The 21,882-nt window shown below is 64.7% G+C and carries 24 protein-coding genes and 1 pseudogene; 14 read left to right on the top strand and 11 right to left on the bottom strand.

Features of this window, described 5'->3' with window-relative positions; genetic code table 11:
* Positions 1-49 precede the first annotated feature (49 nt).
* Positions 50-1,510 (top strand): aldehyde dehydrogenase family protein, encoded by a 1,461-nt coding sequence (locus DL237_RS18565; protein ID WP_089849679.1) that lies wholly within the window; start codon positions 50-52, stop codon positions 1,508-1,510.
* 61 nt (positions 1,511-1,571) lie between these two features.
* On the opposite strand, the gene DL237_RS18560 is transcribed toward DL237_RS18565, so the two are convergent.
* Positions 1,572-2,558, bottom strand: coding sequence for a 3-hydroxyacyl-CoA dehydrogenase family protein (locus tag DL237_RS18560; RefSeq protein WP_089849681.1), 987 nt, complete (start codon positions 2,556-2,558; stop codon positions 1,572-1,574).
* Positions 2,559-2,897: 339 nt separating this feature from the next.
* Here DL237_RS18560 and DL237_RS18555 point away from each other — a divergent pair, with 339 nt between their 5' ends.
* Positions 2,898-3,689, top strand: coding sequence for a helix-turn-helix domain-containing protein (locus DL237_RS18555; protein ID WP_089849683.1), 792 nt, complete (start codon positions 2,898-2,900; stop codon positions 3,687-3,689).
* Positions 3,690-3,789: 100 nt separating this feature from the next.
* Here the strand turns inward: DL237_RS18555 and DL237_RS18550 are convergent, their stop codons facing one another.
* Positions 3,790-5,067 carry a Rieske 2Fe-2S domain-containing protein gene (locus DL237_RS18550; protein ID WP_018065875.1) on the bottom strand — a complete coding sequence of 426 codons (1,278 nt, stop codon included), beginning with the start codon at positions 5,065-5,067 and terminating at the stop codon, positions 3,790-3,792.
* A gap of 112 nt (positions 5,068-5,179) precedes the next feature.
* Between DL237_RS18550 and DL237_RS18545 the strand changes: the two genes are divergently transcribed.
* From DL237_RS18545 to DL237_RS18515, 7 genes are all read left to right on the top strand, one after another.
* Entirely contained in the window at positions 5,180-6,121 is a 942-nt protein-coding gene (locus tag DL237_RS18545) for a PDR/VanB family oxidoreductase (protein ID WP_018065874.1), read from the top strand.
* On the top strand, positions 6,111-7,295 hold the full coding sequence (locus DL237_RS18540; RefSeq protein ID WP_210162262.1) for a Gfo/Idh/MocA family oxidoreductase: 1,185 nt from the start codon (positions 6,111-6,113) through the stop codon (positions 7,293-7,295). Before DL237_RS18545 ends, DL237_RS18540 begins: the two co-directional genes overlap by 11 nt.
* An 11-nt stretch (positions 7,296-7,306) precedes the next feature.
* Positions 7,307-8,299 (top strand): ABC transporter substrate-binding protein, encoded by a 993-nt coding sequence (locus DL237_RS18535; protein ID WP_018065872.1) that lies wholly within the window; start codon positions 7,307-7,309, stop codon positions 8,297-8,299.
* Positions 8,300-8,312: 13 nt separating this feature from the next.
* Positions 8,313-8,756, top strand: a complete 444-nt coding sequence (locus DL237_RS18530) for a hypothetical protein (protein ID WP_018065871.1) — start codon at positions 8,313-8,315, stop codon at positions 8,754-8,756.
* 22 nt (positions 8,757-8,778) lie between these two features.
* Positions 8,779-9,708: a DMT family transporter gene (locus tag DL237_RS18525; protein WP_018065870.1), complete on the top strand. Its 930-nt coding sequence runs from the start codon at positions 8,779-8,781 to the stop codon at positions 9,706-9,708.
* A 35-nt stretch (positions 9,709-9,743) separates the two neighbouring features.
* Complete coding sequence (locus DL237_RS18520; RefSeq protein WP_018065869.1) at positions 9,744-11,504, top strand: thiamine pyrophosphate-binding protein; 1,761 nt, start codon at positions 9,744-9,746, stop codon at positions 11,502-11,504.
* A gap of 171 nt (positions 11,505-11,675) precedes the next feature.
* On the top strand, positions 11,676-12,197 hold the full coding sequence (locus DL237_RS18515) for a MarR family winged helix-turn-helix transcriptional regulator (RefSeq protein ID WP_089849685.1): 522 nt from the start codon (positions 11,676-11,678) through the stop codon (positions 12,195-12,197).
* Between the two features lie 36 nt (positions 12,198-12,233).
* Here the strand turns inward: DL237_RS18515 and DL237_RS18510 are convergent, their stop codons facing one another.
* Positions 12,234-12,857: an isochorismatase family protein gene (locus DL237_RS18510; RefSeq protein WP_018065867.1), complete on the bottom strand. Its 624-nt coding sequence runs from the start codon at positions 12,855-12,857 to the stop codon at positions 12,234-12,236.
* 10 nt (positions 12,858-12,867) lie between these two features.
* A complete protein-coding gene (locus DL237_RS18505) occupies positions 12,868-13,695 on the bottom strand; it encodes an IclR family transcriptional regulator (RefSeq protein WP_089849687.1) in 828 nt (275 codons plus the stop codon).
* 91 nt (positions 13,696-13,786) lie between these two features.
* Here DL237_RS18505 and DL237_RS18500 point away from each other — a divergent pair, with 91 nt between their 5' ends.
* Positions 13,787-14,284 (top strand): type 2 periplasmic-binding domain-containing protein, encoded by a 498-nt coding sequence (locus DL237_RS18500; protein ID WP_089849690.1) that lies wholly within the window; start codon positions 13,787-13,789, stop codon positions 14,282-14,284.
* Positions 14,285-14,323: 39 nt separating this feature from the next.
* On the opposite strand, the pseudogene DL237_RS18495 reads toward DL237_RS18500, so the two are convergent.
* A pseudogene (locus DL237_RS18495) lies at positions 14,324-14,779 on the bottom strand (IS5 family transposase); the annotation flags it as partial.
* Entirely contained in the window at positions 14,673-14,888 is a 216-nt protein-coding gene (locus tag DL237_RS21030) for a hypothetical protein (protein ID WP_199672162.1), read from the bottom strand. The pseudogene DL237_RS18495 and the gene DL237_RS21030, both read right to left, overlap by 107 nt.
* A gap of 77 nt (positions 14,889-14,965) precedes the next feature.
* Between DL237_RS21030 and DL237_RS20505 the strand changes: the two genes are divergently transcribed.
* Positions 14,966-15,148 (top strand): hypothetical protein, encoded by a 183-nt coding sequence (locus tag DL237_RS20505; RefSeq protein WP_147405377.1) that lies wholly within the window; start codon positions 14,966-14,968, stop codon positions 15,146-15,148.
* Positions 15,149-15,247: 99 nt separating this feature from the next.
* Here the strand turns inward: DL237_RS20505 and DL237_RS18485 are convergent, their stop codons facing one another.
* The 3 genes from DL237_RS18485 to DL237_RS18475 all read right to left on the bottom strand — a co-directional run bounded on the left by DL237_RS18485 (position 15,248) and on the right by DL237_RS18475 (position 16,233).
* Positions 15,248-15,559 carry a type II toxin-antitoxin system RelE/ParE family toxin gene (locus DL237_RS18485; protein ID WP_089849693.1) on the bottom strand — a complete coding sequence of 104 codons (312 nt, stop codon included), beginning with the start codon at positions 15,557-15,559 and terminating at the stop codon, positions 15,248-15,250.
* Between the two features lie 4 nt (positions 15,560-15,563).
* Entirely contained in the window at positions 15,564-15,818 is a 255-nt protein-coding gene (locus DL237_RS18480; protein WP_089849696.1) for a ribbon-helix-helix domain-containing protein, read from the bottom strand.
* A 112-nt stretch (positions 15,819-15,930) separates the two neighbouring features.
* On the bottom strand, positions 15,931-16,233 hold the full coding sequence (locus DL237_RS18475; protein ID WP_089849698.1) for a helix-turn-helix domain-containing protein: 303 nt from the start codon (positions 16,231-16,233) through the stop codon (positions 15,931-15,933).
* Between the two features lie 103 nt (positions 16,234-16,336).
* Between DL237_RS18475 and DL237_RS18470 the strand changes: the two genes are divergently transcribed.
* From DL237_RS18470 to DL237_RS18460, 3 genes are read left to right on the top strand one after another with little or no spacing between them, the layout of a single operon-like run.
* A complete protein-coding gene (locus DL237_RS18470) occupies positions 16,337-17,935 on the top strand; it encodes a recombinase family protein (RefSeq protein WP_226562356.1) in 1,599 nt (532 codons plus the stop codon).
* Positions 17,932-18,822: a ParB/RepB/Spo0J family partition protein gene (locus DL237_RS18465; protein ID WP_199672159.1), complete on the top strand. Its 891-nt coding sequence runs from the start codon at positions 17,932-17,934 to the stop codon at positions 18,820-18,822. The genes DL237_RS18470 and DL237_RS18465 overlap by 4 nt, the downstream gene beginning before the upstream one ends.
* The gene (locus DL237_RS18460; protein ID WP_089849704.1) at positions 18,819-19,754 is read left to right on the top strand and encodes a plasmid partitioning protein RepB C-terminal domain-containing protein; all 936 of its coding nucleotides are present in this window, start codon (positions 18,819-18,821) and stop codon (positions 19,752-19,754) included. Before DL237_RS18465 ends, DL237_RS18460 begins: the two co-directional genes overlap by 4 nt.
* Before the next feature lie 341 nt (positions 19,755-20,095).
* On the opposite strand, the gene DL237_RS18455 is transcribed toward DL237_RS18460, so the two are convergent.
* Together DL237_RS18455 and DL237_RS18450 are read right to left on the bottom strand one after the other, a co-directional pair.
* Positions 20,096-20,938 carry a hypothetical protein gene (locus DL237_RS18455; protein WP_089849706.1) on the bottom strand — a complete coding sequence of 281 codons (843 nt, stop codon included), beginning with the start codon at positions 20,936-20,938 and terminating at the stop codon, positions 20,096-20,098.
* A gap of 232 nt (positions 20,939-21,170) precedes the next feature.
* Positions 21,171-21,882, bottom strand: a 712-nt coding sequence (locus tag DL237_RS18450) for a hypothetical protein (RefSeq protein ID WP_325048642.1), incomplete at its 5' end; no start/stop codon positions are given.

Here is a 21,882-nt window from a genome sequence, read left to right as displayed (position 1 = left end):
CGGCGCGGCGGCCCCGGTCGCCCGCCCCCTGCAAGACAAGGAGGGCTCCATGCTCGAACCGATCCTGCCCGACAACCTGGGCCTCTACTACGGCAATGCTTGGCACGCGCCGCAATCCGGGCGCACCGATCCGACCTTCGACCCGGCAACCGGCAAGGTGCTGGCCCAGGTGGCCACGGCGGGCGAGGCGGATGTCGACGCGGCCGTGGCAAGCGCCCGCGCGGGGTTCCGCGAATGGCGCGACGTGGCGCCCCTGGAGCGCGCGCGCGTGCTCAAGGAGATCGCCGCCATCATCCGCAAGCACGGCGACGAGCTGGCGCTGCTGGATTCCGCCAATTGCGGCAACCCCTATACCGAAATGCGCGGCGACGCGGGCGTCGCCGCGGCGCAGATGGAATTCTTTGCCGGCCTCGTCACCGAGATGAAGGGCGACACCATCCCGATGGGCCCCGAGCGCATCAACATGACCCTGCGCGAGCCGTTGGGCGTGGTGGCGCGGATCCTGGCGTTCAACCACCCGCTGATGTTCTGCGGCGGCAAGATGGGCGCACCGCTGGCTGCGGGCAACGCGGTCATCATCAAGCCTCCGGTGCAGGCGCCGCTCTCGGCGCTGAGGCTGGCCGAGCTGATCGACGGCCTGCTGCCCAAGGGTGTCTTCACCGTGCTCCCCGGCGGGACGGAGGCGGGCGCGGCGCTGGCCTCGCACAAGGGTATCGACAAGGTCACGCTGATCGGTTCGGTGGGGGCCGGGCGCGCGGTGATGCGCGCGGCCAGCGACACGCTGAAGCCGGTGCTGCTGGAACTGGGCGGCAAGAACGCCCTGATCGCCTATCCGGACAGCGACCCCGACAAGGTGGCCAACGCCATCGTCGCGGGCATGAACTTCAGCTGGTGCGGGCAGAGCTGCGGCTCGACCAGCCGCGCCTTCCTGCATGACGACCTGCACGACGCGGTCGTCGAGCGGCTGGAGGCGGATGTGTCGCGCTTCAAGCCGGGCATGCCGACCGATCCCGCGACGACGATGGGCGCGCTGGTCGGGCGCGAGCATTTCGACCGGGTGATGGGCTACATCGCCTCGGGCAAGGCAGAGGGCGCGCGCGTCGTCACCGGCGGCAACGCGGTGACCGAGGGCGCGATGGCGGACGGCTGCTTCGTCGAACCGACGATCTTTGCCGATGTCACGCCCGACATGCGCGTCGCCCGGGAAGAGATCTTCGGCCCGGTTCTGGTGCTGCGCCGCTGGTCGGAAGAGGGGGCGATGATGGACGAGGTGAACGGCCTCGACGTGGGCCTGACCTGCTCGATCTGGTCGAAGGACCTGGCCACGGCGCATCGCGCGGCGGCCCGCGCGGAGGCCGGCTTCGTCTGGATCAACGAGGTCGGGCGGCACTTCCTGGGTGCGCCCTTCGGCGGCTACAAGCAGTCGGGCTTGGGGCGCGAGGAGGGGATCGGCGAGCTGATCTCGTTCACGCAGGAGAAGAACATCCACATCAACCTGGGCGGCCAGTAAGCCTTTATCCGGACTGTGGGAAAAGGAAAGGGGGCGGATCATCCGCCCCCTTTTTCGTGTCTCAGCGGGGCGCCAGCCGGCCCACCGGGTCGCGCTCCCGCAGCCAGTCCAGGAGGTCTGTCAGCTGGCGGTCGCGCTCCTCGACGATCTCGGCATAGGGCGCGTCGTACTCGTACCAGCCGCGTCCGGTGATCGCGCCCATGTGCCCGGCCTCGGCCAGGTCGCGCAGCGCCTTGCGGCCCTTGTAGTTCTCGTCCCCGGTCTGGTGGTACAGCGAGTCCGTGACCGCCAGCGCCGTCGCCTTCGACACGATCAGATCTTCGGTCAGCAGCGGCCCCCACAGCGCGAGGCGCGGCCCGATGCTCAGCCGCACGGCCGCGTCGATATCGTCGCGGCTGGCGATGCCCTCGTCCATCAGGCGATAGATCTCGGTCAGCATGGCGAACTGGATCTTGTTGATCAGGAAGCCCGGCCGCTCACCGCAGGCGACGCCCACGTGATCGATGGATTCGACGAAGGCCCGGCCCCATTCCACCAGCGACGCCGGGGTGAAATCGGCGTGGATCACCTCGATCGAGCGGATGATGTGCCCGGGCGTGATATAGTGCAGGCCCAGTATCCGCTCCTTGCCGTTCACCCTGGCGCCGATGTCCGACAGCAACAGCGACGAGGTGTTGGTGGCCAGAACCACCTCCGACGGGCAGAGCGCGTCCAACTCGGCGAACAGCGCCTGCTTGGTCTCGAGCTTCTCCTGCACCGCCTCATGCACCATGAAGGCGCCCTTCACGGCCTCGGCCAGCGAGGGCTCGGTGCGCACGCGTGCCAGCATCGCGTCGACGGCGGCCGAGTCGTCTGCGAAGGTCGCGGCGATCGGGCGCGCGCGCTCGGCAAAGCTGGCCAGCAACTCGGTATTCATGTCGCACAGCGCGACATCATGGCCGTGGTGGGCATAGAGCGTGGCGATCACGCAGCCCATGAAGCCCGCGCCGACGACGCAGATCGTGCCGGACGACGGCGGGAGGGGGATGGAGGGGGCGGTGTCGGGCATGGAACCTCGTCTGGTGTCAGGGCGCGGTCGGGGCGTGCCCGCCGCCTGCCGAAAGGGATGAACGGGGAGGGCCGTGCCACTGCGCAATCGCGCGCGCATCCTGCCGTCTCCCTTGCCGACAGCCTTGCGAAATCGGGCCCCCGGTCAACGCGAACCGCCCCGCATGGCGGATATTTCGAGGATGTGAATTCTGCCCGAAGGCCCGCGCGCCGGCTGCGGGACATCCGCCGGGGCCGCGTCGCGAACCCTTTCCGCAGCGCCCCGATTCGCCTAGATTGTGACAGGGCGGAGCGGGCCGGTACGGGTCGCCGAGCCGTGTGAATCGGAAGGGCAGGGGAGATGACCGCAGACAAGGTGAAATCCGCTGCGCGGGTGTTTGAGATCCTCGAGTTCTTCGCCAGTCACCGACAGCCTGCCCGGCTGCACGAACTGGGCGCCGCGCTCGGCTATCCGGTTTCCAGCCTGACCGCGCTTTTGCGTACCATGCTGGACATGGGTTACATGACGCTCGATCCCGCGACCCATGCCTATCTCCCCGCGCCCCGGCTGCAGACGTTGACGGGCTGGATGCAGGTCGACGATTATGAGCAGACCGTGCTGTTCGATGCCCTGTGCCGTCTGCGCGAGGCTGCGGGCGAGCCGGTGGTGCTGGCCGCGCCCGCCGACCTGCATGTCGATTACGTCACCTCGCTGCACCGGCAGGAGGGGCGCAACACCCATATCCGCGCGGGCGACCGGCGGCTGATGGTGCAGAACGGCACCGGCTGGCTGATGCTGGCGCGCGCGCCGCGGCCGGTGGCGCTGCAGATCTACCGTCGCACCGTGGCCGAGGGGCTGATCTCGCCGCGCGACTACCCCCAGGCGGCCTTCGAGGCGGTGCTCGACGCCAATCGTGATACCGACGTGTCGATCCTGCACGCGCGCGACCTGCTGGACATTCCGACGCACCGCACGGTGCATTGGGATGCGTCTATGATGTCGACGCTGATCCCGGTGCCGCCGGGGCACGCACGCCCGCTGGGCATCGGGATTCATGGGCCGACGGAGCGCATATCACGCCGCGCGGATGAACTCTCCGAGCTGCTGCGCCGGACGTCGGCGGAGCTGGCGGCGCGCCTCGAAACCGTCTGAAGAGGCGCGCGCAACTCTGAACAAGACCATGAAAAAAGGCCCGCACGATTGCTCGTGCGGGCCTTCCCTGCGTGCGCCTTGGGAGGAAAGCGCCAGCGCGTCACTCGGCCGCTTCGGCCGGGTCATGGGCGACCAGCGTGCGCCAGTCGACATCCTTGGGATAGACCCCCTCGTGCGAGGCGATGCGCGACTGCAGCGCGAAGCTCGCGGTGCCGATCGCCGGGCCGCCCTCGGCCACCTTCTGCGCGGCGTCGGTCATCAGTCGGCGGAACTCGACGATGGCGAGGTCCGAGGCGCCCAGCACGTCGGTATGGCGCTGCACGCGGCTGCCCATCGACACCCACATGATGATGTCCTCGTTCGGGATGCCCGGAACGCCGGTGAAGTGGCCTTCCTTCATCAGCTCGCGGTCCTGCTTGAAGTCGTTGTCCAGCGTCCGAAGCGTGCGCCACTTCTCATCCAGGTCCTTGCCCGGAACAGCGTGGTTGAAGGCGCGCCATTCCTCGGTCGAGGGCACTTTCGGGCCGCCGAAGGCGAGGAAGTGGAACGCAGTCTCGTCGTCGTTGATCGGCACGATGACGCTGGCGACCTTGTAGGCGTTGTTGGGCGGGATCAGCGAGTAGTATGGCGCCACGAACTCGGTGATGCGCAGGTAATGATGCGTTGCTGCGTTCTTGATCGGCTTGCGGATCGCTGCGTAGTGGAAGCCGTAGCTGGTGGTCTCGGTCTGCATGCGCGGCGATTTGTCGGTCGACGGGCGGTACCACGATTTGTCATCGGCTGCGGCACTTTCCACGCGGGCCGGTTTCATCGTTGATGAATGCAGCGACGAGGAATGCGCGCTGTCGATCTGTCCTTCGTGGATCTGCGCCCAGTTGGCGGGGACACGGATCTTCAGGATGGCGACCGGGGTGTCTTCGGTTGGGGCGAAGGCGGGGGGCTGGAACTCCGGCATGTCGGTCTTGTCGCCGAGCCACGCCCAGACGAAACCGCCCCATTCGCGCACCGGGTAGGAACGGGCCTTGACCTTGTCCATCAGCGGGCTTCCCTCGGGCTCGGACGACATGGCGACGACGTTGCCGTCCACATCCATCTTCCATCCGTGGTACAGGCAGCGCAGGCCGCAATCCTCGTTGCGACCGTAGACCAGCGAGGCTTTGCGGTGCGGGCAGAGCTCGTCGAGCATGCCGAGACGGCCCTTGGTATCACGGAACGCGACGTAGGATTCGCCAAGCACTTCGACGCGCAGCGGCTTGCCGTCGTTCTCCGCCACTTCTTCCATCAGGCAGACCGGCGTCCAGTGCTGACGCATCAGTTTCGCCATCGGCGCGTCACCCGTCACGCGGGTCAGGACTTCGTTCTCTTCGGGGGTCAGCATCTCGTACTCCTCCTGCGGCCCGGGCCCGTGAAGGCCAATCTCGAATGCTTGACAACATATACTTAGCTATCTAAACGAGCAAGGGCAGATACACGTTTTTTGGGAGGGGCGAATGGAGCTCATCAGGATGCGCGTCGGTGCAAGACGCGCGCTGACCCCGCAGATCACCGAATTCACGCTGGTTCCGATGGAAGAGGGCGCGCTGCCCGGATTCACGCCCGGCGCGCATGTCACGGTCGAGACGCCCTCGGGGGCAATGCGGCGCTATTCGCTGGTCAACGACGGCACCGCGCCGGACCATTACAAGATCGCCGTGAAGCGCGAGCCGGCCAGCCGGGGCGGCTCGGCCTCGATGCATGACGAGGCGGTCGAGGGGTTCGAGCTGAACGTCGAGGCGCCGGAAAACGACTTCCCCATGGCCGACGCGCCGCGCTACCTGCTTATCGCGGGCGGCATCGGGGTCACGCCGATCTCGGCCATGGCCGCGCATCTTGAGCGCGAAGGCAAGGATTTCAACATCATCTACCTCAGCCGCAGCGCGGAAGAGGCGGCCTACCTGGAAGACCTGACCACCGCTTACGGCGACCGTGTCCTGGCCCATCACGACGAGGGCGACCCCGAGAAGATCTACGATTTCTGGGACCATTTTGCCGAGCCGCAGAAGCTGAATGTCTATTGCTGCGGGCCAAAGCCCCTGATGGACGAGATCGAGGCGATCTCGGGCCATTGGCCGGAAGGCCGCGTCAACTTCGAGGATTTCAAGCCCGTCGACGTTGTGCGCGCCGATGACGAGGCCTTCGAGGTCGAGCTGAAGAAGACCGGCATCACGCTGACCGTGCCCGCCGACCGTTCGATCCTCGAGGCTATGCGCGATGCCGGGTTCCCGACCGTCAGCTCGTGCGAGAGCGGCACCTGCGGCACCTGCAAGACGCGACTCCTGGAGGGCGAGGCCGATCACCGCGACATGGTGCTGATGGACGAGGAAAAGGCCGACAAGATCATGATCTGCGTCTCGCGCGCCTGTTCGGGCGGGAGGCTGGTCCTTGACCTCTGAGCCCGCGCAAATGCCCGTCAGGCTAGGCGTCGTCGGGCTGGGTCGCGGCTTCATGCTGATGATCCCGACCTTCACCGCCGATCCGCGCGTGAAACTGGTCGCCGCCGCCGCCCCCCGCGCCGAAAGCCGCGCGGCGTTCGAGGCCGAGTTCGGCGGTCGGACCTATGACGACATCGTGCCGCTTTGCGCCGATCCTGAGGTGGAGGCGGTCTATATCGCCACGCCGCACCAGATGCACGCCGACCACGTCTGCACCGCGCTGGCCGCCGGCAAGCATGTGCTGGTCGACAAGCCGATCGCCATCTCGATGGCGGATGCCGACCGCATGGTCGCGGCCGCCGAGGCCTCGAGCAAGCATCTGATCGTAGGCCCCAGCCACAGCTTCGACCCGCCAGTCGAGGCCGCGGCGCGCCTGATCGAGAGCGGTGAGGTGGGATCCCTGCGGATGATCCAGGCGTTCAACTACACCGATTTCCTCTACCGCCCCCGGCGCCCCGAGGAACTGCGCACCGAAGAGGGCGGCGGCATCCTGTTCAGCCAGGCGATCCACCAGATCGACGTGGTGCGCCGGCTGGCCGGTGGCCTTGCCACCCGAGTCACCGCGATGACCGGCGCCTGGGATCCCGCGCGCCCGACGGAAGGCGCGTTCAGCGCGCTCATCGCCTTTGCCAATGGATCCTTCGCCAGCCTGACCTATTCCGGCTACGCGCATTTCGACAGCGACGTCTGGATGGATAATGTGGGCGAGCTGGGCCAGCGCAAGGACCCCGCCGCCTATGGCAAGGCGCGTCGCGCCTTGCAGGGGCTCGACGCCGAGGCCGAAGCCGCGCTCAAGCAGACCCGCACCTACGGCAGCGGGGCCGGGCTTATCGAGGCGGAAAACAACGAGCATTTCGGCCCGGTGATCGCGCTGTGCGACCGCGCCGACCTGCGGCTGACGCCTGCCGGGCTGGATGTCTTCGGCGACATCGAGCGCCGCTTCGTCGAGGTGCCCTTCGGCCCCGCCCCGCGCGGACCTGTCATCGACGCGCTGGTCGGCGCCGTGCGCGAGGATCGCGCGCCCGCCCAGACCGGCGCCTGGGGCCGCGCGAGCCTCGAAATCTGTCACGCGATCCTGGAATCGGCGGCCTCGGGCCAGCCGGTGGATCTGCAGCGCCAATGCGGCATCACGTAAAGGAGGAACACGTGTCCGATCTGAAACTCTCCCTCGCCATGGGGAATTACGACCGCACGCGGGCCATCGTCGACGGCCGGGTCAAGATCGACGGCGTCGATCCCGTGCCGATGCTGCTGTCGCCCGAAGAGATGTTCTTCCGCGCCTTCCGGCACGAGGCCTTCGACATCTCGGAGCTGTCGCTGTCGTCCTATTCGATCTCGGTCGCGCGCGGGAACCCGCATTACGTCGCGATCCCGGTGTTCCTGAGCCGCGCGTTCCGTCATACCTCGGTCTATATCCGCACCGACCGCGGCATCGACCGGCCCGAGGATCTGAAGGGCAAGCGCATCGGCATCGCCGAGTACCAGCTGTCGGCCAACGTCTGGGTGCGCGGCATCCTGGAAGAGCATTTCGGCGTGAAACCCTCGGACGTGACCTGGGTGCGCGGCGGCATGGACACGCCGGGCCGCCCGGAAAAGATCGCGCTGACGCTGCCCGACGACATCACCATCGAGCAGGCGCCCGAGGGTGCCACGCTGAACGGCATGCTGGCGGCGGGCGAGATCGACGGCTTCATCGGCCCGCGCTGGCCGCGCTGCTTTGCCGAGGGCCATCCCCATGTCGGCCGCCTGTTCCGCGACAGCATCGGCGCGGCCGAGGAGTATTTCCGCCAGACCCGCATCTTCCCGGTGATGCACGTTCTGGGCGTGCGCCGGACCTTGGTCGAGGAATACCCCTTTCTGCCCGCAGCGCTGCTCAAGGCGTTCTCGGAGTCGAAGAAGCTGGCCGAAGAGGCCTTGAACGACACCTCGGCCACCAAGGTGACGATGCCCTTCGTCGAGGACACGCTGAACCGTGCCCGCGCGCTGATGGGCCCCGATCCCTGGAGCTATGGCGTCGGCGCCAATGCGCATGTGCTCGACAAATTCCTCGACTACCATTTCGCGCAGGGCCTCTCGCCGCGCCGGGTGCAGGTCGACGAGCTGTTCCACCCCTCGACCCTCGAAGCCTACAGCCTGTGAGCAAGGAGGCCCCATGAGCCGTTACCAACCCGGCGATATCGTCGAGATCCGGCTGGAGCAGGGCCTCGCCTATGCCCAGCTGACCCATGAGCACGAAAGCTACCCGCCCGTCGTGCGCCTGTTCCGGGGGCTGAGCGACAGCCGCCCCTCCGATCTGGAGGCGCATGTCGCGCAGGCTCCGCGCCTGACGGCGATGATCCCGCTGGAACAGGCGCTGGACCGGCTGGGGCTGGCGCATGAAAAGGCGGGCAGCGCCGCGCTGCCCGAGGACGAGCGCAAGTTCCCCACCTTCCGCATGCCGATCCGCGACAAGCAGGGCGAGATTGTCTATTGGTGGTTCTGGGACGGGCAAGGGCTGAGCTATTCGGTCGAGCTGGACGCGATCCAGGACAGCCTGCCGCTGCGCGAGGTGATGTCCTCAGCCAGGTTGCTGCAGGAATTGCAGGCCCCGGCCTGAGCACGAAACACGACAGGTCCCCATGATCCCCTTTATCGGCGAGATCTTCGCCATCCTCGCCGCCTTTTGCTATGCCTTCGGCTCGGTCGCCGCGACCAAGAACGCGCGCGAAAAGGGCGGGCGGGGCAATGCCGTGCTGCTGTCGATCGTGTTGACGGCGCTGTTCTCGGGCGGGTTGTGGCTGATCATGGGGCCGTCGCTGCCGCCGATTGACACAGGCTTCTGGATCGGCGTGGCGATCTTCGTCGTCGCCGGCATGCTGGCCACGGTGCTGGGGCGGATCTTCTTCTTCCGCTCCATCGAGCTGGCCGGCGCCATCGAGACCGGGCTCATCCGCCGGCTGATCCCGGTGTTCGCCGCCGTGCTGGCGATCCTGTTCCTGGGCGAGAGCCTGACCATCGCCAGCGCGCTGGCCTTCGTGCTGGTCTTCGCCGCCGTGGCGCTGGTGGTGTTGTCGAACAGGGGCCAGATCGTCGCCGATGACGAGGACGCCCGGCGAGCGGCCGGCGAGCGCAACACCGGCCGTGTCCTGGCGCTGATGTCGGCGGCGAGCTATGGCGGATCCTACGTGGCGCGCAAGTTCGCCATGCGCTGGCTGCCCGATCCGCTGATCGGCGCCTTCATTGGCGCGGTAGCCGCCTTCGTGTGGTTCGCCGTCGCAGCCCTGTTCAGCGCCGCCTATCGCCGCCACCTGAGCGAACTGTTCCGCCGCCCGACCGGCTGGCAGCTGGTGGCGGCCGCCTTCGTATCGCTGGGCCAGACCGCGCAATTCGTGGCGCTCAGTTTCACCACCGTCACCGCCGTGGCGATCATCGGCACGATCGAGATGTTCCTCGCGGCCTGGCTGGCCGCCTGGGTCCTGCGCACCGAGGATCGCCCCGGCCCGATCTTCGCGCTGGCTTCGCTGATGGCGATGGCAGGCGTGATCGTGCTGGCGCTGGTGCGCACCTGAAATAACACAAGAATTCCGAAACGGGAGAGAGACAGATGACCAGGGAAACCGACCGCCCCACACCCTGCGAGGTGAAGACGCTCTACGGCAGCGACGCCATCGCCGAGATGCTGCGCCGGCTCGACACGCCCTACGTCGCGCTCAACCCCGGCTCGAGCTTCCGGGGCCTTCATGACAGCATGGTCAACTACCTCGGCAACCAGGATCCGCACATGCTGCTGTGCCTGCATGAGGAACACGCGGTTTCCATCGCCCATGGCTGGGCCAAGATCACCGGCAAGCCGATGACCGTGGTGCTGCACGCGAATGTGGGCCTGATGCACGCCGCGATGGCCATCTACAACGCCTGGTGCGACCGCGTGCCGATGCTGATCCTCGGCGCGACCGGCCCGGTCGACGCGGCCAAGCGTCGGCCCTGGATCGACTGGCTGCATACCTCGCGCGATCAGGCGGCGGTGGTGCGGCCCTATGTGAAATGGGATGATCAACCGGCGTCGCTGGCCGCCTCGCTGTCGTCGCTGATGCGGGCGATGCAGATTACCACCTCGGCCCCGATGGCGCCCACCTATGTCTGCTTCGACGTGACGGTGCAGGAAACCGCCATCGAAGCCATGCCCGCGCTGCCCGATCCCGCGCGTTTCGCAGCCCCTCAGGCCCCGGGTGCGAGTGCCGCGCAGGTCTCGGCCCTGGCCGACATGCTGGCCGAGGCGCAATCGCCGGTGATCCTGATGGGCCGCGTCTCGCGCGATGAAGGGGACTGGGCGCGGCGCGTGGCGCTGGCCGAGTATTTCGGCGCCCGCGTCATCACCGACATCAAGACCGGCGCCGCCTTCCCGACGCGCCACAAACTGCACGCGGGCGCGCCCGGGTTCTTCCTGTCGGCTGAATCGGTCGAGGCGCTGTCGGGCGCGGATCTGGTGCTGTGCCTCGATTGGGTGGACCCGGCCGGCACGCTGGCGCAGGGCAAGCTGGGCGCCGGGGCCAAGGTGGTCAACGCCACGCTCGAGCCGATGCTGACGAACGGCTGGTCGATGGATCATCAGGACGTGGTGGCGAGCGATCTCACCATCCTGACCGAGGCCGATGCGCTGGTCGCGGCGCTGTGCGAACGGCTGGGGCTGGAACCCGCCGCACCCGCGCCCCGCACGGCACCCGCGCCGCACGGGCAGGAGCCCGATGCCGTGCTGTCGCTCGACGCGCTCTCGCATGTGCTGCGCGCGGGGCTGGCCGAGGATCCGCACACGCTGGTGCGTCTGCCCCTGGGTTGGGACGGTCGCCATTGCGATTTCACCGGGCCGCTCGATTATCTGGGCTATGACGGCGGCGCAGGCATCAGCTCGGGCCCCGGCATGGTCGTGGGCGCGGCGCTGGCACTGAAGGACACGGGCCGCATGCCGGTCGCGGTTTTGGGCGACGGCGATTTCATCATGGGCGCGACCGCGCTGTGGACCGGGACGCATCAGAGCGTGCCGATGCTGATCGTGGTGGCCAACAACCGCTCGTTCTTCAACGACGAGATCCACCAGGAACGCGTCGCCCGCGACCGCGACCGCCCGGTCGAGAACAAGCATATCGGCCAGGCGATCGACGAGCCGGATATCGACATCGCCGGCCTCGCGCGGGCGCAGGGCGCGGTGGGCATCGGCCCGGTCGCGACGGTGGCCGCCTTCGAGGCCGCGCTGGCCGATGCCGTGGCGCAGGTGCGCGCGGGCAAGTCGGTGGTGATCGACGCCCGCATCCTGCGCGGCTACGTCAAGGAGATGGCCGAAGGCATGACCGCGGAACAGGACGGCTGAACAGAATGGCTATGCGGGGCGTCGTGGATGGGCAACGGGTGACACGAAACGGTTGAAAAGACATCTAACCCTTGTGTCCTGCACGGGAAATCAGCACAAATGGAAGCGACCCGTCGCCGGCATCGCGCTGGCGACGGGGCTTTCGTTTCTGGCCGATTGAGACCGTTCCACATGGATGAAACCGCGCCCTCGGGGCATGAAGACTTCGATCCCAAGCTGACCGAAGAACGCCTCGCGCGTCTCGTTCGTCTCGCCGCCAGGGCTTTCAACCGCTCGCTGCAGATGCGCCTTCAGGACGAGGGGATCACCTTCGGCCAATGGATCTTCCTGCGCATCCTTTGGTACAATGACGGGTTGTCGCAGCGCGAGCTGAGCCAGCGCGCGCATCTGACCGAACCCACCGCGCACGCCGCGCTGACCAAGCTGGAGAAGCAGGGCGTGATCACGCGGCAGAAGATGGACGGCAACAAGCGGACTTTGCAGATCTTCCTGACGCCCAAGGGCTGGGAATTGCGCGACCGGCTGGAGCCGATGGCGCATGACGTCAACCTGATTTCGCTGAAGGGGCTGGAGGAGGACGAGGTGCGCGTGCTGCGCAAGGGTCTCCTGGCGATCATCACCAATCTCGAGGCGGATGAGAACGCCGCCGCCGAGCAGGGGATCAAGGTGCCCGCGACCCGGTCGAGCTTCTGACCGGGGCGCAGGCGGGTTGGTGGGGCAGGGCGCCGTTCAGGCGCCCGCCATCTCGCGCATCAGCGCCGCGTCGAGCGAGACCACGTCGGCATATTTTGCCTGCAGGTCCAGCAGGCTCTGCTCATGTGCGGGCTGGCTGCGGTCGCCCACCGCCTCGCGCACCACGATCGGACGGAAGCCGTTCTGCAGCGAGTCCACCGCCGTCGCGCGCACGCAGCCCGAGGTCGTGCAGCCGGTGATCACCAGCGTGTCGACACCCTCGGCTACCAGGCGGCTCGACAGATCGGTGCCGAAGAAGGACGAGGCGTATTTCTTCACCAGCGTGCGTTCTCCGGCCGCGAGGCTCAGCCTCGGGTCCAGCTCGGCCCCGTCGCCGCTGGCGGCCAGCGTCTTCAATCCGCCCTGTTTCAGCGGCCAGATCCCGGCGTCCGACAGATCCGGCTCGTCGTAGCGCACGGTGGTAAAGAACACCGGCTCGCGGCGGGCCGCGAAATCGGCGATCAGTGCGTTGATCGCCACGATCTGCGACGACAGGTCCGCGCCCAGCGGCAGGTCGGGATTGGTGAAACCCTTGATGACATCGATCACCACCAGCGCCGAGCGGCGGCCGAAACCGATGGTCTGCCCGAAGCCACGGGCCTTGAAGGCTTGTTCGTCCATGAAGTTTCTCTCAGTTTGGATCCCGGAAGCCCAGGGATCGGGATATGGAATGGGCATAGAGGCGGTTGAGCCGCCCGGTATCCTCGCGCCGGCCGTCGCGGCTGCCGTCGCGGTCGTAGATCGTGCTGAGCACGCCCACCGGCGCGCCGGTCTCGTCGCGGAAGGCGCAGGCAGTGCCCTCGATGTTCTCCAGCCCGCTGCCGAGGTTCTCGGCGTAACCCAGGTCGCGGGCGGCGGTGACGCGCTCGGCCAGACCCTCGTAGGTCAGGCCGCTGTCTTCCAGGTGGCGGCTGATCTCATCGCGGCGCGAGGTCAGCTCGACCTCGGGCTTGGCGGCGATATAGGCGATCTGGAAGGCCACGAAATCGGACCAGCCGTAGATGATTCGCCAGATCGGCACGCGGGTGCCCGTGGGCCAAAGCCTGCGCATGGGATGGGCGATCGGCGTACCGATCCGATCATAGAGGGTCAGTTCCTGGCGTTCCTCGGCTGCCAAAGTGATGTGCACGAGGCAGTTCGCCTTGAGCGCGAGCCCGTCCGCGTCATTCAGCGCAAGTTGTCCTGCGCGCGAGTGCAGCCATACCTCGTAGCCCATCTCCCAGTAGCGCAGCGAAGGGCTGTAGCGGGACTTGGTGTTCTTGTGGACGAATCCATACGCCGCAAGGGTTTGCAACAGGCGGTGCACGTTGCTCTTGGTCATGCCGAGAGCCGCCGACAGGTCGCTGATGCCCGCCGGCGCCTCGCAGGTTGCTAGGTGCCGCAACAGGATCAGCCCCTTCGAGAAGGACTTGTCGAGACCTGCCTTATTGTTGGGCAGATCGGGGCTTTCGTCGGTCATGCCGCACGCCTTACTTGACGGAAAGAAATGTGAAAAATTAGTCGCAAATTACGGTACAAGCTTTCTACAATATAGAACAAGGGAGGTCAATATGATCCGCCATACCGGAAAGCCCCTTATCACCACCGCGCTTTCGTCCGTGCTGTTCGCAGGTGCCTTCACCGGCCCCGCGCTGGCGCAGGAGCTGATCGAAGGGCATCTCAACATCATCGGCTCGGCCAGCTTCATGCCCCTCTATGCCGAGCGGGAGATGCCGTTCTGGACCCAGACCCTGGCCGAGGAATCCGACGGGCTCATCACCGCCGACGTGCGCCCGTTCAACGCGTTCAACGAGGCCGGCCTCAACGGCACCGAGCTGTTGCGCCTGCTGCAGCAAGGCGTGGCTGATGCAGCGACGCCGATCCTGAGCTACCTGGCTGCCGACGACCCGATGAGCGAAGCCATCGACCTGGCCGGCATCGCCCCCGACTTGGCCAGCGCCCGCGCCGTGTCCGAAGCCTGGGCGCCGGTTCTCGACGCGCATTTCGCCGAGCGCAACGACGCGCGCGTGCTGGGCGTTCTGGCCTATCCGTCGGGCGCTGTTGGATAAATCAGCTGGCGAGCGCAATCCCCCTTTCCCCGGGCACACTTACCCTGCGGCCACGGTCATCGGGATGCCGAGTGCCGTGAAGCGGTTGAGGACCGCCACCCGGATCTGGACCTCCGCCACCTGGCGGTCGAATTCCCGGGACATCAGCCGCTGGCCGAGCAGCTTCACGCAGTTCATTCTCGTCTCGACCCTGCTGCGCCGGCGGTACCCGCTCCAGTTCCGCCAGAGTGCCCGGCCCAGGTGCTTCGATGCTCGCAGGATCTCGTTGCGTGCGCGAGCTCCTGCCGTGTCCGGCTTCCAAGGCCGGGCGTTTCGACGGGGTGGAATGATCGCTGTTGCTCCACGGGCCGCAATGGCATCGTGGCAGGCGCGTGTGGCGCAGGCACCGTCAGCCGAGACAGTGGCGATGTCCTCGTTCGCCGAGATCTGGGCGAGAAGGTTCGGCAGCATCGGGGCGTCGCCGACATTGCTTGAGATGACCTCGACCGCCCGGATCGCTCTGGACGCTCATTCGGTAGAAGCGCCGCATGTTGACGGCCGGGTCGATCCGCTTGAGACCGATCACGGTCGGGAACACCTCGAGCTCGTGCAGTAGGTCGAGCATTGAGCAGCCACCTCTTCAGCGGCCAGTTTTTCAGCCGGCGCTCGGCGTCTCCACTCAATTGGAACCAAGGGCCGGGATTGGGGGCTCGCGCCCCCACCTCGAACTTCATGACCGGGATCGGACGCCTCGATGTGTTGAACTTGGATCTGGCGCCCATGCCAAGCGTGATCCACGCCGTACATCTGGGGCGGCATGGCATGCGCCCGGCAGTGGCGCAATTGCTGGATTGGCTGAAAGTCTCTGCGAAACGCCTTGTATGACGGACCCGTGCGGCACGAGGCGAACAGATATCTTCCGCAAACAAAGGAAACCGATCAGGCTGATCTATGTGGGCGTCGCCGACGCAGATACCTGCGCGTTCAGCCGTGAAAATCTTCCTTGAATCTGTCGATCTGATGCATGCGCTCATGCAGGATCGCGACGATACCGATATCGCCGTCGGACAGTCGGCGCCAATAGACGATGTGGTGTTCGTACCGAAAGAAGAACCCTTCGACGCCGAACTCTGCCGGGATCAGCTTTGAGGCGACGCCATGGGCCTCGATCCGTTCGAACGCTTCGAACATGCCGGTGATGTAGCGGTCCGCCTGGACCTCGCCCCATCGGTCGCGCGTATAGCGGTAGATGTCATCGAGGCGGAGTGATGCCGCCTCCTGAACCCGGATCGCCATCTGGTCAGGCCCGGTTGCGAGCGATGACTTCGGCGGCCGTCAGCGGCCTGTAGCTGGTCTCGGGCGCTGCGAAGGCGCGGGTCAGCTCGGCCTTCAGCCGGTCGAAAGCCTCCTGCTCGGCCCGCTCCTTGTCTCGCCGGATCAGGTCGCGCACGTATTCGCTGATGTTCTCGTAGGAGCCGTTCTCGCCGACATTGGCCGCGACGAAATCGCTGAGCGCACCGCTCAGACGGACGGTCATGGTCGTGGTGCGGGACATGGAAGGCTCCTCATGCTTGGCGCGTATTCAATATAACCAAAAAACACTACACATCAAGTCTGGCGGCGGTGGAGCAATTTGGCCTCCCCGCCGCCTCAGTGGCGGCTTGACCTTATTCGGCATCCGCGCCGTCGTGCCGATCGGCCAGCAGCAAGACCATGTGGAACACGATATCCGAGTGCCTGGCCAGTGCGATCAGATGCTCGCCGCTGGGTCCACGCTCGCCCGCAATCCAGTATTTCACGGTTCGCTCGCTGGCGCCCGTCCACCGCATCGCCGTCTTGACTGCTCGATGCGTCAAGCCGAGTTCGTCCCGAAGCGCCGCGGCAATGGCGGTCCGGTAGTCGGCGGCATCGGCTTCAAGGTGCACATTTGTGCCCGTTTTCGGCACAAATGTGCCCGTCTTGGTCCGCATCTCTGCGTCCTCCTTCGATAATACTCTGGGAAGGACATGAAAAGCGGCAGTTCGTATTTGCGCCCAATCTGCGGTAGAGGGCCATCAGCTCGAAGCAGCCCACATGATTTCTTGGGAGGCGGGCGTGGCTCGGGGAAAAGCACCATTATCCGAAGGAGAAACCGAGCCGTCCGCGCAGCTGCTGGCTGCGGAGTACGTCCGGATGTCGACCGAGCATCAACAGTATTCAACCCAGAACCAGGCGCAGACGATCCGCGAATACGCCGAACGCCGCGGCATCAGGATTGTCAAAACCTATTCGGATGATGCGAAAAGCGGCCTGATCATCGGCGGCAGGATGGCATTGCAGCAGATGATCGCCGATGTCGAATCCGGCGTGGCCGACTTCAGCGTGATTCTGGTCTATGACGTCACCCGCTGGGGACGTTTTCAGGACACCGACGAATCTGCCTATTACGAATATCGCTGCCGAAAGGCGGGAATGCAGGTCGCCTATTGCGCCGAGCAATTCGAGAACGATGGTTCTCCGACCTCTACCATCGTCAAAAGCGTCAAGCGGGCAATGGCGGGCGAATACAGCCGTGAGCTTTCAGTGAAGGTCTTCGCGGGCCAATGCCGTCTGATTGAGCTCGGCTATCGTCAGGGCGGCCCGGCGGGCTTCGGGTTGCGTCGCGCCCTGCTCAATGAGCGGGGCGAAGTAAAAACCGAACTGAAGCGCGGTGAGCACAAGAGCCTTCAGACGGATCGCGTCGTCCTGGTTCCCGGACCAGACGATGAGGTCCGGACGGTGCGCTGGATCTACAGCCAGTTTCTGAAGAAGGGCCTGTCGGAAACCGAAATTGCGACAGAACTGAACGCGCGCGGCATCCTCACCGATCTCGGGCGGGCCTGGACCCGCGCGACCGTCCATCAGATCCTGACCAATGAGAAATACATCGGCAACAACGTCTACAACCGGCGCTCGTTCAAGCTGAAGCGAAAGCGGGTCGCAAACGGCCCGGAGATGTGGATCCGCTCGGACGGCGCCTTCGATGCCATCGTCGAGCCGAAACAGTTTCAGAAGGCCCAGGCCATCATCGCGGCACGCAACCGTCGCTTCTCGGATGAGGTGATGCTGGAGCGCCTTGCCCGGCTCTTCCAGCGTCATGGTTACATTTCCGGGCTGGTGATCGACGAAGCAGATGGCATGCCGTCCAGCGGCGCCTATGCCCATCGCTTCGGCAGCCTGCTCAGGGCCTATTCCCTTGTCGGGTTCACCCCGGATCGCGACTATCGCTACATCGAAGCCAACCGCCTGTTGCGGCAATTTCACGGCGACGAGATTGAGCGCGTGATCCACGAAATCACCCTGCTTGGCGGTGCTGTGATCAGGAACCCTGCGACGGACCTGCTGACCATCAACGGCGAATTCACGGCATCCGTCGTCGTCGCCCGCTGCCGCGAAACCTCCTCAGGCGGCCTGCGCTGGAAGATCCGCTTCGACACCGGACTCGCGCCCGACATCACCATCGCCATCAGGATGAACCGCACGAACACTGACGCGCTCGATTACTACCTGCTGCCCCAATTCGAGATGCGGAGCAAACCTCTGGGGCTTGCAGAGGAGAATGGCCTGATGCTGGACGCCTTCCGCTTTGAAACGTTGAACTTTTTCTTCGACATGGCCCGGCGCGTTTCCGTTTCCGAGGTGACACCATGGTGAGCGATATCGAAACCCACGCCGAGGTTCAGATTATCCCCATTGCGGCCATCACCGTGGAAAATCCGCGAGAACGATCTGAAAAGACCTTTCGTGCGCTGGTGGACAGTATCGGCAAGGTCGGGCTGAAGAAGCCGATCACCGTCGCGCAGGATGACACGGCGTCAGGGGATGCCTATCGGCTGGTCTGCGGTCAGGGGCGGATGGAGGCCTATGTTGCACTGGGCGAAACCCACATCCCGGCCATCGTCGTGGACGCGAACGAGGTCGAACGACTTCTGCGTAGCGTGATCGAGAATATCGCCCGCCGTCAGCAGCGACCGCTCGAGCTGCTGCAGGACATCGCCATCCTGCGCGACCGAGGATACTCGGACCACGACATCACCGAGAAAACCGGATTGTCATGGTCGTACGTTCACGAAATCGGCGAGTTGATCGCCAACGGCGAGGAACGACTGCTGATCGCGGTCGAGACCGGTCAGATGCCCCTCAGCGTCGCACTGTATATCACGAGGGCGGAAGAGAAGGATGTGCAGAAGGCGCTGGAAGCGGCCTATGCCTCGGGTGAATTGCGCGGCAAGAAGCTGCTTGAAGCACGGCGGCTGGTGGAACTGCGCCACCGGCACGGCAAGAAAAAGGGTGCCACACGCACAAAACGATCTGGGGTGCGGATGACATCGGCGGCGCTGGTCCGGGCCTATCGTATCGAGGCAGAACGCCAGCAGGACATGATCCGCAGGGCCCAGTCGACGCGCGGCAACCTGCTGTTCCTCGACGCAGCGTTCCAGTCCCTGCTCAAGGATGAGAATTTCCTCACTTTGCTCCGTGCCGAGGGGTTGGATTCCCTGCCGAGCATGGTGGTCGACGGTCTCAAGGAACCTCGGGCATGACACATATGGGCAAAACGCCCCCGCCCAAGGGGCCAGGATTTGAGCCGACCCTGCGTCAGATCCCGATCGCCACCATCCTGCCGGTGAAGCAACTGCCGATCACGGTTCCCAAGGGCCAGAAGTATGCACAGATCGCCGCATCGATCCGCGAGGCCGGCTTGATCGAACCGCTCGTGGTTGCGCGCGCTCCTGGTCAGGACGGCACGTTCATCCTGCTCGATGGTCATGTCCGTCTGCATGTCTTGAAGGAAATGGGCGAGGAAACCGTCACCTCCCTGGTCGCCACAGACGACGAGTCTTTCACCTACAACAAGCGCATCAGCCGTCTCGCGACAATTCAGGAACACAAGATGATCTTGCGGGCCATTGAGCGTGGCGTGCCAGAGGCCCGTATTGCTGCTGCACTGAATGTGGATGTGGCGTTGATCCGGCGAAAGCGGACATTGCTGAACGGCATCTGCCCCGAGGCTGCTGAACTCCTGAAGGACAAGCATTGCCCGGTCAACAGTTTCAGGTCCCTGCGCAAGATGAAGCCCTTGCGGCAGATTCAAGCGGCGGAACTTATGATCGCCGCGAACAACTACACGGTGGCCTATACCGAGGCCATCCTTACCGCGACCGATGCCGAAGACCTTGTCGATCCGGAAATGAAAAAAGAAACCTCTGGCATTACGCGCGAACAGGCGGAGCGGATGAAGGCCGAAATGGCCAGCCTGCAGAAGAACATCAAGTTGATCGAGGGGACGCTTGGCCCCGATCATTTACGCCTTGTGGTAGCGGGTCGCTACGTCGAACGGCTGCTCACGAATGAACGGATCAATCGCTATCTCGAAAAGAACCATGGAGAGATCCTCGGCGAGTTAGGTCGAATCGTGGCGGGCCTGTCTCGACCGGAACCGTCTTCGGAAGGGCCCGACGAGGCGGACGATTAAGGGATTCTGGAACAATCTGACGATGGGGACCCGGACCCAGTTCAAGCGCGGGGACCGCGGGAGACGCCGGACTGTGGGCCGGATCAAGCGCGGAGGTGGGGATGGCGGCGAACCCGTTCGGAGCCCACCAAGGTCGGCGGACATATCGCCGACCACGCAGGTATTCTTTTGCGATGACTATCTGCGATGTTTGACGGGCGCGCTGCATTCGACCGGATATTGGGTGCCAGTTGGGTTGGCGGCGCGCCCGCGAGTGACCACGTTTTGGTTGGCCAACACTTCGGTACTCAATGCCTGTCTGCCGCGATGCAGGGCAGGCCAGAATGGATTGGGCCCGCAAGTCATCTCGATATCTCGCCGGCCAGCACCGCGAGTCCGTGCACCGCCAAGGTCGCTGAAAACCTCTGGCACTCAAACTTGCGGATCACATCGAGGACCCGCGCTTCGTAGGCAGCGTGTCCAATCAAGCGACACAAGTCGGACGCGTGGAACTGGCGGTTCGCCGTTGGTGCGGCTTGCATCTGTCTCAGCAATTCGCGCTCTTTGGGGTCCGTTGTTGGTCTCGCGGGCGGCTTGACCGCGGGACGAGTTGGAGTTCCCGACGAATTTCGCCACCGGCGCATGAAGCCAAGCAGGAAGCCGGCCGGCACCCTGCCGTTGCCTCGCGACCGGTTGAAGGCGAGGAAGCGATCCCAGATGACCTGGGTGTCGATGTTCCAGCAGGGCAACGTGGCCTTCACTGCTTTGATGAGCTCTGCCCAACTGGTCTGAAAAACGTTCGAACTCGCGGTGATATCGATCAGCCCTGAGAAGATAGTTTTGTTATTATTATCTCTAGATAGTGATGTGTCGCCTTCACCTGACACGAGATCATGGGTTTCACGCTCCTCGTCGAAGGCGGAAAACCGAAAGATCCAGGGCGCGAACTTGCCATTCGGCTTCGCCCGCTCGAGCTGCAACTGCGAAGCCTCAAGTTCGTTCAGAAGAACCGTAAGATACTGCCGTGAGACACCCATCTTCTCCGCCAGGGCCGAGAGGGTGAAGGCTGCCGTTCCGCGCGACAAACCGTTGTAGCCATCCTTCCAGGCGATGGCGTCGAGGATGAGGGTGGCAAGCTTGTGCGCTGCGACAGAGAGATTTGTCTGTGTAATCCGTCGCAGGATCAGGCCGGTCGTAGGTTCCATAGTCGAGGTCTCCTTGGAGATCCGACGCCATGTCGTGAGACAACAACATTCTTGCCAGCAAAACAACTTTGCTGGTTGCAGGTGTTTTAGCGGTGCGCTAGGAAACTCTTGTTCACGGAGTTTTCTAGCGCGGCGTCAGGCTTCACGGTCTGGCGTCGTATCCTTTTCTTGGGGGTTAAGGGGTGCCACGCTTGGTCGTCAGGGCAAGAACGACGAAGCGCGGGCCGGTTTGTCAGTAGTGAACTTCTTCGAATCCGTAGCTGCCTGCGTTATCTCGCCAGTCGACGAAGACGGATCGGTATAAATAGCTGCCACACCGATCAGGGATGCTCAGGCCAGCTGCGGCCGGCACTTGGCCAACGTTGGATCTTGTCCATCGGTAATCGCCCTGCACGCCGTAGGACCCCAATCGCGTGAGATCGCTATGATGACATGTGCCATCTCGGTTCTCGTACTGGCTATACTCGATGTGATAGACGCGAATGCTGCGCACGAAATCAAAGGCGTCGCCCGAAATGTCGATGTCGGCTTGCTCATCCGCTTGGACGCGGACTAGGGGAATTGGATTCGAGGCCTGCGGTTCGGGCGGATTGCGGAACGTGATGTCATAAAGGCGTTCCATAGGCGACATTGGACTGGGGTCTTTGAACGACACACCCATTGGGCACCGCCAGATTTGTAAGGGCGGCTCGATCGGCCATGGCGTGATCCGCCGAATGAAGACCGCTCTGGCATGCGCGCAGGGCGCAGAGGCAGGCCAACCGCCCGCAAGGCAGAGGAGGATCGCACAATCCACCTGATAGGCCTGAGCCGGAGCTGACGAGGCCATTAGTCCGGATATGCTTATTGCCGTGGCTGTTGCCACGCCGTGGATCACGTGCTTCATGATGCCGACTCCATCTATAATGGTGCAGCGATACGAAACAACATTAATGATAGCAAGG

The organism is Pseudooceanicola sediminis (assembly GCF_003575965.1).
Classification (GTDB): Bacteria; Pseudomonadota; Alphaproteobacteria; order Rhodobacterales; family Rhodobacteraceae; genus Pseudooceanicola; species Pseudooceanicola sediminis.
Note: the sequence above shows the minus strand (reverse complement) of the source record. Positions and strands in the feature narration are given on the sequence as shown.

Excerpts from the sequence above, each read along its gene's own strand:
- DL237_RS18525 (WP_018065870.1), top strand. The coding sequence starts at position 8,779 with ATGATCCCCTTTATCGGCGAGATCTTCGCCATCCTCGCCGCCTTTTGC.
- DL237_RS21030 (WP_199672162.1), bottom strand. The coding sequence starts at position 14,888 with ATGCTCGACCTACTGCACGAGCTCGAGGTGTTCCCGACCGTGATCGGT.
- DL237_RS18560 (WP_089849681.1), bottom strand. The coding sequence starts at position 2,558 with ATGCCCGACACCGCCCCCTCCATCCCCCTCCCGCCGTCGTCCGGCACG.
- DL237_RS18515 (WP_089849685.1), top strand. The coding sequence starts at position 11,676 with ATGGATGAAACCGCGCCCTCGGGGCATGAAGACTTCGATCCCAAGCTG.
- DL237_RS18545 (WP_018065874.1), top strand. The coding sequence starts at position 5,180 with ATGGAGCTCATCAGGATGCGCGTCGGTGCAAGACGCGCGCTGACCCCG.
- DL237_RS18565 (WP_089849679.1), top strand. The coding sequence starts at position 50 with ATGCTCGAACCGATCCTGCCCGACAACCTGGGCCTCTACTACGGCAAT.
- DL237_RS18505 (WP_089849687.1), bottom strand. The coding sequence starts at position 13,695 with ATGACCGACGAAAGCCCCGATCTGCCCAACAATAAGGCAGGTCTCGAC.
- DL237_RS18500 (WP_089849690.1), top strand. The coding sequence starts at position 13,787 with ATGATCCGCCATACCGGAAAGCCCCTTATCACCACCGCGCTTTCGTCC.
- DL237_RS18550 (WP_018065875.1), bottom strand. The coding sequence starts at position 5,067 with ATGCTGACCCCCGAAGAGAACGAAGTCCTGACCCGCGTGACGGGTGAC.
- DL237_RS18510 (WP_018065867.1), bottom strand. The coding sequence starts at position 12,857 with ATGGACGAACAAGCCTTCAAGGCCCGTGGCTTCGGGCAGACCATCGGT.
- DL237_RS18475 (WP_089849698.1), bottom strand. The coding sequence starts at position 16,233 with ATGCGGACCAAGACGGGCACATTTGTGCCGAAAACGGGCACAAATGTG.
- DL237_RS18470 (WP_226562356.1), top strand. The coding sequence starts at position 16,337 with ATGATTTCTTGGGAGGCGGGCGTGGCTCGGGGAAAAGCACCATTATCC.
- DL237_RS18520 (WP_018065869.1), top strand. The coding sequence starts at position 9,744 with ATGACCAGGGAAACCGACCGCCCCACACCCTGCGAGGTGAAGACGCTC.
- DL237_RS18485 (WP_089849693.1), bottom strand. The coding sequence starts at position 15,559 with ATGGCGATCCGGGTTCAGGAGGCGGCATCACTCCGCCTCGATGACATC.
- DL237_RS18480 (WP_089849696.1), bottom strand. The coding sequence starts at position 15,818 with ATGTCCCGCACCACGACCATGACCGTCCGTCTGAGCGGTGCGCTCAGC.
- DL237_RS18455 (WP_089849706.1), bottom strand. The coding sequence starts at position 20,938 with ATGGAACCTACGACCGGCCTGATCCTGCGACGGATTACACAGACAAAT.
- DL237_RS18460 (WP_089849704.1), top strand. The coding sequence starts at position 18,819 with ATGACACATATGGGCAAAACGCCCCCGCCCAAGGGGCCAGGATTTGAG.
- DL237_RS18530 (WP_018065871.1), top strand. The coding sequence starts at position 8,313 with ATGAGCCGTTACCAACCCGGCGATATCGTCGAGATCCGGCTGGAGCAG.
- DL237_RS18555 (WP_089849683.1), top strand. The coding sequence starts at position 2,898 with ATGACCGCAGACAAGGTGAAATCCGCTGCGCGGGTGTTTGAGATCCTC.